The organism is Marinomonas sp. SBI8L (genome assembly GCF_001624705.1).
Taxonomy (GTDB): domain Bacteria; phylum Pseudomonadota; class Gammaproteobacteria; order Pseudomonadales; family Marinomonadaceae; genus Marinomonas.
In genome coordinates, this window is the sequence record NZ_JSEO01000010.1 from 102,726 (window position 1) to 115,364 (window position 12,639).

Here is a 12,639-nt window from a genome sequence, read left to right on the forward strand (position 1 = left end):
TGTTATTTATTACTCGGCTGTACAAAGTGCTTTTACTTGATAATATGCTGTTCTAAATAGAGTAAAAGGAATTTATAGGGAAATGAATAAACTAAGTTTGTGTGCAGCTAGTATTTGGATTGGTTTGATGGCATTACCAGTTTTTGCTGATGAATTAGATGAAACTAGCCAAGATGAGAGTAGCACTGAAGTGTCCCATGGTTTTTTTATTTCCTCAGGTTTTGTTTATTCAAATATTGATATTGCAAATAATTTTGCTAACGAAAACGTTGGTACCGATGCATTTGGGCTAGATGTTTCATTCGGATATGAATTTAAAAGCCACTTTATCCTTGAGTTAGATGCATTATTTGCAGAGAATTTTTCTCTAGGTGGTGCATCAGATAGATATTCATTAAGCCATCAGGCAATACTTATAGGTTATCGTTTTGCTTGGGAATCGGTTTCTTTAATTCCTTTCTATGGCAAAGCCTATTGGGATTTAACATCTAAAGAAGGGCAGCTTTTTAACCCAGGCGCAGAAGCTGTTGAAGAGCTTGATGGTTCTAATCGTGTATTTGGGTTAGGGCTTTTAGGTCATATTGGTGATACATCTGATCTTCAGATTAGTTATAAAGATATTGATGCAGATTTTGGTGGTTACTCAGTATTAAGTATGGGTGTGAGATTTAAATTCTGATTTAACTATTTTTTGTCTTTCTCAAATTCGCTAAATTTGTATACAGATCATTACACTTCCCTTTTAAATATACTAACTATACTAAAGCATTGTTTCACTAGAGGAGTGATGCTTTGGAAAGAGTTCAAGCTAAGTCTGTCAAATACAGGCTTAGGTTTATTTTTCTAATTATTCTATTACTGGTTGTTTGCGGCGAGGCAGCAATACGGTACTGGATTGAGCTTCCTCAAATTCAAGCTATACAAGTAGAGTCTGATAAAAAGGATTTTAAGCGAGTTGTTCAAGCGATTAAATCTAGCCTTAAAAGTGTTCAAGTATGGTCTTATGACTATGGTGTTTGGGAGGATACTTATAATTATATGGAAGACGTTGGAGAAGGTGTTCAATACATAAATAAAAACTATGTGTTTGGCACCTTTCACGCGGCAAGTTTATCCGGAGTAAAACTTATTACACAGAAAAGAAGAACAAAGTTCGAGTGTGAGATAATTTTTGAAGATGAACAATGTGATCAGCACAATGTCTCTAATATTGAGCCTATTCAACTAGATGCGATTATTAATCACCTAGATAGTGTTAACCAAGATGCAGTATCGAGTAGCGGTATTTATATTACAGATGAAGTGCCGCACTTATATGGCATTTCAAAGATTACCAATCCCACAAATAATCTGCAATCTGGGTATTTAATCTTTTTTCAAAAGATGGATAAAGTATTAATTGAGCAGTGGCGCTCAGAGACTCAGCTAGGCATTGACGTTAAGTGGGCCAAAAATGAACGCTACAGTGTGCTATCTAATAATATGTTTGATGATATTAATCAGAACTATTCTTATATTAATGATAACGGTTACCTCTCTTTTAGTTTGCCTGATATTAATGGCAATAATTTAATATCTATTTCTTTTAAAGCTGACTCAGAACAGACAAAACAAGCTTTCATTTCTTTAACTTTAATCTTGGGTGTTTCAGCAGGGTTAGCAATTCCTTTATTGTATTTTCGTTTGATTTCCAGAGAAGTCGTTAAACCAATGGAATACATCTCGTCTGAACTAAACCGAATTAATGAAACCAGTAACTACCAATATAAATTCCCTAGATTTAATACCTTGGAGGTGAACTTAATTGTCAGTGCTTTTAATCGGTTACTTGAAAGGGTTCAGTATCAACAAGAGCAGCTTAGGGAAAAGAATGAAAGTCTACAGCTTGTTGCTAGACAGGACTATTTAACAGGCCTTGCCAACAGGCGGCATATGGATAAGTTATCTGAAAGGCTTTGGTATAAAACGGTTAAAGCGAATGAAAGCTTTTGTGTATGCATGATTGATTGTGATTATTTCAAACAATATAACGATCATTACGGCCATAAAAAAGGGGACGAACTTCTAATAAAACTTGCTTCATTATTAATCGAAATAGAAGGTAAACACACTAATGTTATTGCTTGTCGATATGGTGGTGATGAGCTTGTGTTGCTAGCCTACAGTTTACCAGTAGAAATGCTTGAATCCATTTTGGCCGAACTCAAAGAGCAGTTATTAAGGTTAGATATAAAACATGAATCATCTTATCTAGGTAGGGTGAGTATTAGTGTGGGTTTTTATCATACTTTAGCTGTAAATGAGATAGAGGCTAATCCATTTTTTATCAAAGCAGATAAAGCCTTATATTTGGCAAAAAAACTGGGGCGTAACACCATAGTTAATTATCATAATATGGATAATTAACTACTTATTCCAAGGTGTTGTTTGAGTATCTGATAGCATGCCGTCACTGTTTAACCTGTATGCTAAACCTACTAAAAGTGTTTGGGCTAATGTCATTGATGAGGTTAGCGATCTAAACCCCATCACTTCACCTTCTTTAATATCAAAACATAAATCAGAAATGGCCGAAAGAGGGCTTAATTTACTATCGGTTAGTGCTATCACCTTTGCCCCTGACTTATAGGCAAAATCAGTAACGTTAACGGTTTCTTTAGCATAAGGGCTAAAAGTGGTTGCTATGATAACGTCTCCTTTACGTATGTTGCTGGCCTGTTCCATTAACATGCCACCTGTTCCATCAATCAAGTGGGTTGGCTTATTTAAGTGTCTTAAACTGTATGCAAAATAGGTTGAAATTGGAAAGGAACGACGTAAACCAATCAAATAAATATTGTTTGCAGATTCTAATAAAGTAATAGCATCGTTAAGCATTGTCTCAGGAAAGTGGTGGCTCATATGCTTCATTGAGAAAGCATTACTACTACTAAACTCACTTAAAATAATACTGGGGTTAACCATATTATTAGCAGTGGTGCTCTGACTTAATTGTACACGTTCACTGTAGCTCGACGTTTGTTCAACTAAAGACTGCCTAAACAAGTTTTGCATCTCAGTGAAACCATTGTAATTAAAAGCGGCAGCAAAACGGACTAGCGTAGAAGGTGGTACATCACATTGTTCAGCTAAACTTGCGACAGTTTCAAGTGCAACCGTGTTCGGATGTTCAAGTAGAAAACGAGCCACTTGCTGTAAGCGTTTGCTTAAAGATTCATATTCTTTACTAATGGCTTGTTGTAAATCTTCTAAAGAGGTTGGTGCTTGCAAAAAAAGCCTCCTGGACAAGGTGTTAACGCGTCATTATAAACAATTTTATGCCTGAATACCTGCGAAGATTGCTAACAAGATAAAGTGTGCCCTTGAGCGATAGCACAAGGGCACAAAAAATCTTATCTATATTCACCAGCAAGTTTTTCGACTAAATCAATATTGGCTTTAGTAATAAACCCAGGGCCAGAGTTGACGTCATTACTTGGCATTAATCCATAACGGGCATTAAGTGTTAAGAATGTAATGGGTAAATAACCTTGTAAGTAAGGTTGTTGGTCAATTGCAAAATCAATGCGTCCATCTTTAATCGCACTAGAAATTTCACCACTTAGATCAAAGGTCGCAAAATAGACCTGATCATGCATCTTGTTTTTTTCAAGTGCCCTCAAGGTCGGGTGAGCGGATGTTGGCCCTAATGTGAGAACCGCTTGTGTATTAGGGTTCTTACGAAGATAAGCAGATACCTTGGTTTCAACATTGGTCGGGTCAGTTTGTGAGTCGATCATTTGGCTACCTAACTCAACACCTAGACCTTTGGCAAATCCCATGCAACGTTCAACAGATGCTGGGTTCATAATGTAATGGTTTACGCATAAGAAGTTTTTGACACCGGCTTCTTTTGCTTTAAGACCTGCCCCTAAGCCTGCTGCAAACTCAGGTTGTCCAATATGAAGCTCAGCACCTAGTGCTGCAGATTGCTCTTGAGTACCTGAATTCATTGTAATAACTGGGATGCCACGCTTTTTGGCTTTTTCTAATGGGCCTTCTAAAGTGTCGAAGTCAGCAATTGAGACAATGAGACCGTCTGGATTTGTTGCGATAGCTTGTTCTATGATTCTTGCCATATCGGCCAAATCACCTGTTGGCGGATTTCGATAATCTACTTGTACATCATAGTCTTCGCTCGCTTGTTTGACGGCGTTTTTAATAACGTTCCACCAAGAATCTGAGTCAGGTGCATGGGATACAAATACAAATCTTTCGCCTTCTGCATGGGCTGTAGTAGAGAGGGACATTGCGCCAAATGTCGCAGCACTAGCCACTAATAGAGCGCTACTTTTCTTTAAAAAGGTTTTCATTACTAATCTCCGTTCACACAAAATTATTTTTATTTTGACTATTTTACCTGAGAGGTAAAACACGTTTTGTACGATTAATATACAAGAGCAGAATCATAATAGAATATAAATTTCATATTAGCAATAGAATTAATTATTTCATTTCATATTGCTTTTTTTAGTTTATCTTGTTGTTTTTGTTGTGTTTAATTTGTACGTGTTGAGTTTATATGACTTTTTAGCAACGATTTTCTGAAATGAAAATTAAAAAAACGTTTCAAAAATGAAATAAATATTCTAATATGGTTTCATTCTTGGAATTGATCTTGGGTTCTTCCTCAGTGTTTAAGGTTTTGCCTAGAATGCTGGATAAGAGTGATTTAGTAGCAAAAATAAATATAAAAGTGAAAGGTGACAGAGTATGAGTGATTCAGTGCAAGCGGTGAATGTCGCAGCGCAAGAAAAAGATGAGCGTATAAGAAGTGTTCCAGCTTGGAAGAAACTATTACACAGGCCTGAATTTGGCTCCTTATCGGGTGCTATTTTGGTATTTGTCTTTTTTATTCTAACAGCAGGCGATTCAGGTATGTTCGCGGCTGACGGTGTTATTAACTGGGTTACAGTTTCTGCTCAGCTTGGCGTAATTGCAATAGGCGCCTGCCTATTAATGATTGCAGGTGAGTTCGATCTATCAATTGGCTCCATGATAGGTTTCGCCGGCATGATGATGACCATACCGGCCGTTTATTGGGGTTGGCCAATATGGGCTGCAATCATCTTTGCTTTTATTGGCGCAATGTTCATTGGCTACCTTAATGGCTATGTTGTCGTTAAAACTGGCTTACCATCATTCATCGTTACTTTAGCCTTTCTCTTTATCTTACGTGGTTTGACCATCGCATTATCCATTCTCTTTACTAATCGCACCATAGTAGGTGGTGTTAAGAAGTTTTCTGAAAATGACTGGTTAGCACCATTATTTGGCGGCACATTTGGTAATGGCTTGTTTGTTTGGTTAGCAGATATGGGAGTGATTGACTCTTATAAAGATGGGTCGCCTATTGTTGAAGGCATTCCTATGGTGGTTATTTGGTGTTTGTTGTTAGCTGCTATCAGTAGCTGGATATTGCTTCGAACATCATATGGTAACTGGATTTATGCAGTAGGTGGTGATGATAAGGCTGCTCGCAATGTGGGTGTACCTGTCGACAAAGTTAAGATTTCTCTATTCATGTTCACTGCTTTTACCGCAACCGTTTATGCCGCGTGTCAGGTATTTGAGTTTGGTTCCGCTGCTGCTGACCGAGGTGTATTAAAAGAGTTTGAAGCCATTATTGCTGTCGTTATCGGTGGTGCTTTATTAACAGGTGGTTATGGCACAGTAATAGGAGCATGTTTAGGAGCACTTATATTTGGTGTGGTGCAAATGGGGATCTTCTTTACTGGGATAGATTCAGATTGGTTTAGGGTTTTTCTAGGGGTAATGCTGCTAGCAGCAGTGCTATTCAATAACTACATTCGTAAGCGTGTCACTGAAGCGCGACATTGATTTCGCCCTGTTATTAAAACTATTAAACGAATCTAACATTTGTGCCTTTAAGGTGAGTGAATATGAGTGAATTTATTATTGAATTAAAGAAGGTGAGTCGTTTCTTCGGCTCTGTTATTGCCCTACAAAATATCGATATGCAGGTTAAATTAGGAGAAGTACATTGTTTGCTTGGCGACAACGGTGCCGGTAAATCAACTTTAATAAAAACCTTGGCTGGTGTGCATGCTCCCAGTGAAGGCGAATACCATTTTGAAGGTAAGTCTGTTGTATTTAAATCGCCAGTAGATGCACTGGACTCAGGTATTGCGACGGTTTATCAAGATTTGGCGCTAGTGCCATTAATGAGTGTTACCCGTAACTTTTTTATGGGCCGTGAACTCACTAAAGGTAAAGGCATATTCAAACGTTTTGATATCGAAAAAGCAGACAAGATAGCACAACAGGGTATGGCTGATATGGGGATTAATGTACGTGATCCATCTCAGGCTATTGGCACTATGTCTGGCGGCGAGCGGCAATGTCTCGCTATTGCTAGGGCAATTCATTTCGGTGCTAAGGTGCTCATTCTTGATGAGCCAACAGCCGCACTGGGGGTTAAACAATCAGCTAATGTCTTGAAAGTTGTGGCTAAGGCTAAAGCCCGTGGTTTAGCCGTTATTTTAATTACCCATAATGTGCATCACGCTTATCCAATTGCTGACAGGTTTACCTTGTTAAACCGTGGTCAGAGTCTAGGTTCCTTCCTTAAATCTGAGGTGAGTCGTGAGGATGTTCTCGAAATGATGGCTGGTGGCCAAGAGCTTGATGAATTAACGGCAGAACTAGAAGAATTTAGCCGTTTAGATGCCAGCGCTTAAGTGGAAGATTGAATAATGAAAAGCTTAAAAATAGGGTTGATTGGAACAGGTTATATGGGCAAAGCCCATGCAATAGCCTATCGAAATGCCATGGCCGCATTTGGAATCCCGCATGATCAATTAGAATGTGAAATGTTAGCTGAAGTGGATGAAAACTTAGCTAAGCAAAAAGCCCGTGAGTTTGGTTTTAAGCGTGCCACAGGAGACTGGAAAGCATTGGTTCAAGACCCTGATGTAGATCTGGTGGATATCTGTGCACCAAATTTCTTACATAAAGAAATGGCTTTGGCGGCGATTGCAGCAGGAAAGCACGTTTATAGCGAAAAGCCATTAGCGTTAAACGCAGAAGATGCCAAAGAAATGACTCAGGCGGCCGAGCAGGCAGGTGTCAAAACCTTAGTGGGTTTTAACTATATCAAAAACCCAACACTGCAGTTTGCAAAAGAGTTAATTACCAGAGGCGATATTGGCGAACCTGTACATTTTCGCGGTGTATTTAATGAAGACTACCTAGCAGATGCGAGTTTGCCTTTTAGCTGGCGTTTGCAGCAAGAATACGCAGGCAGTGGAGCACTTAATGACTTAGCGTCACATCTGGTGAACTTAGCAATCCATTTAGTTGCACCAATCACCTCAGTTTGTGCGGATTTAAAAGTGGTGCACAAATTAAGGCCTTTAGCCGGTGATAGCCACAAAACAGGCCAGGTAGAGAACGATGATCAAGCGCATATGATGGTGCGTTTTGCTAACGGTGCTCAAGGTACTTTAGAAGCATCACGTATTGCTTGGGGTCGTAAAAACGGTTTGTCATTTGAGATAACAGGTACCAAAGGGAGTTTAGTTTTTGACCAAGAAACCTTGTCTGAACTTTCTCTCTTTATGGCAGGGGATGACCCTCAAGCTCAAGGATTTAAACGTATTTTAGTTGGGCCTGAGCACCCGGATTACCAGGCATTTTGTGTTTCTGCTGGTCATGGCTTGGGGTTCAACGACATTAAGGCTGTTGAAGTACGGGACTTATATGAAGGGGTAGTGAATAACAAACCCCTGTGGCCAGATTTTAGGGCGGCAACGCAAGTCAATATCATACTCGACAAGGTTGTTGAGTCTCATGCAAATAATGCCTGGGTAGACGTGGAGCAATATGATGGAGAGCACAAATGAAAGATAAAACTTTAGATGTTATTTGTTTAGGACGAGCCGCCGTTGATTTATATTCCGAACAAATTGGCTCGGCCTTAGAAGACGCCAATAGTTTTAAAAAATACCTTGGTGGTTCTTCCGCTAACATTGCATTTGGTACCGCCCGTATGGGGCTTAAATCTGCCATGTTAACCCGCGTTGGTGATGAGCATATGGGCCGATTTGTGAGAAACGAACTAGCCCGTGCAGGCGTTGATGTTTCACATGTGATCACAGATGAAGAAAGGTTAACTGGGTTAGTGCTATTAGGCATCAAAGATAAGGATACCTTCCCGCTAATTTTCTATCGGGAAAACTGTGCTGATATGGCGATCAGTGAAACAGACTTTGATGAAGACTATATCGCCAGCGCAAAAGCTTTGTTGATTACAGGAACGCATTTTTCGACACAATCTACGAATAAAACGGCTTTGAAAGCGATTGAATATGCCCGTGCGAATAATACAAAAGTTGTCGTCGACATTGACTACCGCCCTGTCCTTTGGGGTTTAACAGGAAGAGGAGAAGGGGAAAACCGTTTCGTTTCGAATGACTCCGTTACAGAGCACTTGTTATCCATTATGCCTTTGTGCGATTTAGTTGTTGGTACAGAAGAAGAGTTTCATATTGCAGGTGGCAGTGAAGATACCATTGAATGTTTGAAGCGTATTCGAAAAGTATCTGATGCCGAATTTGTGGTGAAACGTGGTGCATTAGGTTGCTCTGTCTTTAAGGGCGATATTCCACAAACCTTGGATGAGGGTATTACCTGCTATGGGGTAAAAGTGGATGTGTTAAATGTGCTGGGTGCTGGCGATGCCTTTTTGAGTGGTTATTTAAGAGGTTGGATTAAAGGTGAAATAACAGAAAAATCGTGTGATTACGCGAATGCTTCTGGTGCTATTGTGGTTTCAAGGCACGGCTGCGCACCGGCGATGCCAAGCTTAGAAGAGTTAGATCATTATTTAGCAAACCGTAGTGACATTCCAAGACCAGACCTTAATCCTGTATTGAATTATCTACATAGGGTGACAACCCAGAGAAATCCTAAAGAGTGGCAAGATCTATGTATTCTAGCCTTTGACCATAGACGCCAATTTGTTGATATGTGCCGTGAACTGGGTGCTTCATTAGATAAAATTCCACAAGCTAAACAACTTATCCTTGAGGCAACTTATCAAGGTGCTCATGAGCTTGATGGTAAAGTTGGCGGCACCGGCATTCTTGCTGACGGTACCTTTGCTCAGGATGTTCTGAATGACATTACTGGGAAAGATTACTGGATTGCAAGGCCAGTTGAGTTACCTAGTAGTCGACCATTAAGGTTTGATCAAGGTAATAATGTGGCTCAAGAAATCTCCACATGGCCTGCTAATCATATCGTTAAATGTTTGGTGTTTTTCCACCCTGATGATGAAGTTAACTTGCGTAATGAGCAAGAACAGAAGGTGATGGATCTCTATCAAGCATGTTGTGAAACAGGGCATGAGCTCCTTTTAGAAATCATTCCGCCGGTGGGGTCATTAGTGAATGATGAGACTTTATCAAGGTCTATTGAAAGATTTTATAACTTGGGGATTTTCCCTGATTGGTGGAAGCTTCCTTCACCAAGTGAATCGGCTTGGAAGAATATAAGCAAAGTCATTAAGCAAAGATCACCTTATTGTCGAGGTGTTGTTCTTCTTGGGTTAGACGCTCCTGTAAATGAGTTGCAAGCAGGCTTTAATGCCGCTGCTGGTCAAGATATTTGCAAGGGTTTTGCTATCGGGAGAACGATTTTCTCTGAGCCAACAAAAGCGTGGTTGTCAGGCAATTTAGATGACACTCAATATGTACAAGAAGTGAAGTCTAATTATTTAACCATGAGTCAATTATGGCAGCAAAGACATCAAGGGGAGCCAAGCTAATGCAAACAATACGACTCACTATGGCACAAGCTTTAGTAAAGCATTTGCAAGCGCAATTTAACCTTGTTGATGGTAAGGAAGTGCCTCTATTTGGTGGTGTCTGGGGAATATTTGGACACGGTAATGTAGCGGGTCTTGGTGAAGCGCTTGCGGATGTAAAAGATGAATTTACCACTTATCGTGCCCATAACGAGCAAGGTATGGCGTTAGCTGCTTGTGCTTATGCCAAGCAAAATAGACGTCAACGTATTATGGCTTGTACTTCTTCCATTGGCCCTGGTGCGACCAATATGGTGACGGCAGCAGGCCTGGCGATGGCTAACCGATTACCTGTGTTGTTTTTACCTGGTGATGTTTTTGCTACCCGTACACCAGATCCTGTATTACAACAGGTTGAGCATTTTGGTGAGCCTAGCGTATCCGTGAATGACTGTTTTAGGCCGGTATCTCGTTATTTTGATCGTATTAACCGACCCGAGCAGCTAATTACAAGTTTACCTAATGCGATTGCAACCATGCTTGATCCTGCTAATTGCGGACCTGCAACTTTAGCTTTACCGCAAGACGTACAGACCATGGCTTTTGATTATCCTATGAGCTTTTTTGAGAAAAAAGTACATGGCTTAACGCGAGCACGGCCTGATAAGGTGCAAGTTAAAAATGCGTTACAAGCCATTAAAGCGGCTAAAAAGCCTTTATTAGTACTAGGTGGCGGGGTGCATTACAGCTTAGCTGTAAAAGAGGTTGAGCAGTTTATTGATACTTATCAGGTACCAGCATGTGAAACACAAGCGGGTAAAGGGGTATTGAACTGGCAGCATAAACTGAATCTAGGTGGGGTTGGTGTCACAGGGTCTAGTGCAGCGAATATTGCTGCCAGTGAGGCTGACCTTGTCATTGCTATTGGTACTCGTTTGCAGGATTTTACCTCGGCTTCAAGAACCTTATTTAATCGCGAGGGCTTAAGGCTTATCAATATTAATGCGGCGAGCTTTGATGCCAATAAACACGGTGGATTAGCGTTAACAGGCGACGCGAGAGAAGTCTTAACAGAGTTAATGTCTGAGCTAGGTGAATGTCAATTTGATACACACTGGGCTGAAAGAGCTAAATCTCTCAATAATGACTGGCTCGATGTTGTCAATCAAGCAGTGAAAGTACCTGATAGCTATCAAGATAAAAGTTACTTGCCAACAGATGCGAATGTAATCGGTGTAGTGAATCGTCAGGCAACAAAAAACTCAACAATAGTACAAGCCGCAGGTGGTTTGCCGGGTGAACTACATAAGCTCTGGCGTACTGAGTCTGATCTGGGTTATCACGTTGAATATGGCTTTTCCTGCATGGGTTATGAGCTCGCTGGGGGCGTGGGTGTGAAACTGGCGACTCCTGAGCGAGATGTCATTGTCATGGTGGGGGATGGCAGTTATTTGATGCTGAACTCAGAAATTGCTACCTCAGTCATGTTGGGTTTAAAGCTCACCGTCGTGGTACTGGATAACAGGGGTTATGCCTGTATTAACCGTTTGCAAAATGCTTGTGGTAGCGATTCATTTAATAACCTTTTACAAGATTGCCACACTGTTGAAGCTGGAGCGCCAAAAACAGCCTTTGCTGAACATGCTAAAGCGTTAGGTGCAAATGGTGAACACGTACAAAGTTTAGCTGAATTAGAAGCGGCTTTAGAAAGAGCAAAAGCATCGAATAAAACCTATGTGATTTCGATTGATACAAACCCGATGCCGACAACTCAAGAAGGTGGAGCCTGGTGGGATGTTGCTGTTGCAGAAGTCTCTAGCAAAGAGAGTGTGAATCAAGCGCAGGCGCAGTATCAAGAAGCTAAAAGCAAACAGCCTTACTAATTCTGGCAATTTTATGAGTGATTTAATAATGAATAAAATAAAAATAGGCATAAACCCATTAACTTGGACCAATGATGACCTTCCTTCCTTAGGTGCTGATACGCCGTTGTCTGTCTGTTTAAGCGAAGCTAAATTAGCGGGTTTTGCGGGGATTGAACTTGGAAATAAGTTTCCGCGTCAGGCGGATGTGTTAGGCCCAATCTTGGAAGAACATAAGATTGAGTTAGTGTCAGGTTGGTATAGTGCAAAACTGATGGAAAGGTCTGTTGACGATGAAATTGAAGCACTTCAGGAGCATCTAAATCTATTAAAAGCGCTTGGCTCTAATGTCATGGTTTTTGCTGAAGTGAAACATTGTATACATGGAGATCAAGCTGCGCCTTTATCTCAAAGGCCTAAAATGACACAGGTTCAGTGGCAAGAGTACGTTGGCAAAATTACGCAAGTTGCTGATTACCTAGCAGAGCAAGGTGTCAAACTCGCTTATCACCATCATATGGGAACTGTGATAGAAACGACTGATGAAGTCGATTTTCTAATGGAAAACACGGGTAAAAATGTCGGGCTGCTTTTAGATACAGGCCATATCACATTTGCTGGTGGCGATGCTTTGGCTATGGCTAAAAAGCATGCTGAACGTATTGTCCATGTCCACTGTAAAGACATTAGGCCTAATGTGCTTAAAGATAACCTAAATCGAGATAGCGCTTTCCTAAATGCTGTACTTGAAGGTGTGTATACCGTTCCTGGTGATGGTTCAATTGACTATTTACCTATCTTTGAAACCTTAAAAACAGTGGGGTACGAAGGTTGGATAGTGCTAGAAGCAGAGCAGGACCCAGCTATTGCACATCCATTAACTTATGCCACAAAAGGGTATGAGTATCTAGAAACTAACTTAAAAGCCGCTGGCTTGATTGCCTAACCCCTTTTTGAGAATAAGTATCG

The 12,639-nt window shown here is 40.5% G+C and carries 10 protein-coding genes; 8 read left to right on the plus strand and 2 right to left on the minus strand.

What is annotated here, in order from left to right; translation table 11 throughout:
• Positions 1–82: 82 nt before the first annotated feature.
• A complete protein-coding gene (locus OA91_RS15685) occupies positions 83–679 on the plus strand; it encodes a hypothetical protein (protein ID WP_063339498.1) in 597 nt (198 codons plus the stop codon).
• 113 nt (positions 680–792) lie between these two features.
• On the plus strand, positions 793–2,406 hold the full coding sequence (locus OA91_RS15690; protein ID WP_063339497.1) for a sensor domain-containing diguanylate cyclase: 1,614 nt from the start codon (positions 793–795) through the stop codon (positions 2,404–2,406).
• On the opposite strand, the gene OA91_RS15695 is transcribed toward OA91_RS15690, so the two are convergent.
• Positions 2,407–3,270, minus strand: a complete 864-nt coding sequence (locus tag OA91_RS15695; RefSeq protein WP_046018001.1) for a MurR/RpiR family transcriptional regulator — start codon at positions 3,268–3,270, stop codon at positions 2,407–2,409. It lies immediately after the preceding gene.
• A gap of 122 nt (positions 3,271–3,392) precedes the next feature.
• On the minus strand, positions 3,393–4,352 hold the full coding sequence (locus OA91_RS15700) for a sugar ABC transporter substrate-binding protein (RefSeq protein WP_063339496.1): 960 nt from the start codon (positions 4,350–4,352) through the stop codon (positions 3,393–3,395).
• 400 nt (positions 4,353–4,752) lie between these two features.
• On the opposite strand from OA91_RS15700, the gene OA91_RS15705 reads away from it, so the two are divergent.
• The 6 genes from OA91_RS15705 to iolE all read left to right on the plus strand — a co-directional run bounded on the left by OA91_RS15705 (position 4,753) and on the right by iolE (position 12,616).
• Positions 4,753–5,880, plus strand: a complete 1,128-nt coding sequence (locus OA91_RS15705) for an ABC transporter permease (RefSeq protein WP_046017999.1) — start codon at positions 4,753–4,755, stop codon at positions 5,878–5,880.
• 62 nt (positions 5,881–5,942) lie between these two features.
• Positions 5,943–6,740: an ATP-binding cassette domain-containing protein gene (locus OA91_RS15710; RefSeq protein WP_063339495.1), complete on the plus strand. Its 798-nt coding sequence runs from the start codon at positions 5,943–5,945 to the stop codon at positions 6,738–6,740.
• Between the two features lie 15 nt (positions 6,741–6,755).
• On the plus strand, positions 6,756–7,904 hold the full coding sequence (locus OA91_RS15715; RefSeq protein WP_063339494.1) for a Gfo/Idh/MocA family protein: 1,149 nt from the start codon (positions 6,756–6,758) through the stop codon (positions 7,902–7,904).
• The gene (locus OA91_RS15720; protein WP_063339493.1) at positions 7,901–9,829 is read left to right on the plus strand and encodes a bifunctional 5-dehydro-2-deoxygluconokinase/5-dehydro-2-deoxyphosphogluconate aldolase; all 1,929 of its coding nucleotides are present in this window, start codon (positions 7,901–7,903) and stop codon (positions 9,827–9,829) included. The genes OA91_RS15715 and OA91_RS15720 overlap by 4 nt, the downstream gene beginning before the upstream one ends.
• A complete protein-coding gene (iolD, locus tag OA91_RS15725; RefSeq protein WP_063339492.1) occupies positions 9,829–11,691 on the plus strand; it encodes a 3D-(3,5/4)-trihydroxycyclohexane-1,2-dione acylhydrolase (decyclizing) in 1,863 nt (620 codons plus the stop codon). Before OA91_RS15720 ends, iolD begins: the two co-directional genes overlap by 1 nt.
• Before the next feature lie 13 nt (positions 11,692–11,704).
• On the plus strand, positions 11,705–12,616 hold the full coding sequence (gene iolE / locus OA91_RS15730; protein WP_231870387.1) for a myo-inosose-2 dehydratase: 912 nt from the start codon (positions 11,705–11,707) through the stop codon (positions 12,614–12,616).
• The last annotated feature ends 23 nt before the right edge of the window (positions 12,617–12,639 follow it).

Bases quoted from the DNA above. Each gene is read 5' to 3' on its own strand.
- OA91_RS15705 (WP_046017999.1), top strand. From the start codon at position 4,753: ATGAGTGATTCAGTGCAAGCGGTGAATGTCGCAGCGCAAGAAAAAGAT.
- OA91_RS15685 (WP_063339498.1), top strand. From the start codon at position 83: ATGAATAAACTAAGTTTGTGTGCAGCTAGTATTTGGATTGGTTTGATG.
- OA91_RS15710 (WP_063339495.1), top strand. From the start codon at position 5,943: ATGAGTGAATTTATTATTGAATTAAAGAAGGTGAGTCGTTTCTTCGGC.
- OA91_RS15720 (WP_063339493.1), top strand. From the start codon at position 7,901: ATGAAAGATAAAACTTTAGATGTTATTTGTTTAGGACGAGCCGCCGTT.
- iolE (WP_231870387.1), top strand. From the start codon at position 11,705: ATGAGTGATTTAATAATGAATAAAATAAAAATAGGCATAAACCCATTA.
- iolD (WP_063339492.1), top strand. From the start codon at position 9,829: ATGCAAACAATACGACTCACTATGGCACAAGCTTTAGTAAAGCATTTG.
- OA91_RS15715 (WP_063339494.1), top strand. From the start codon at position 6,756: ATGAAAAGCTTAAAAATAGGGTTGATTGGAACAGGTTATATGGGCAAA.
- OA91_RS15700 (WP_063339496.1), bottom strand. From the start codon at position 4,352: ATGAAAACCTTTTTAAAGAAAAGTAGCGCTCTATTAGTGGCTAGTGCT.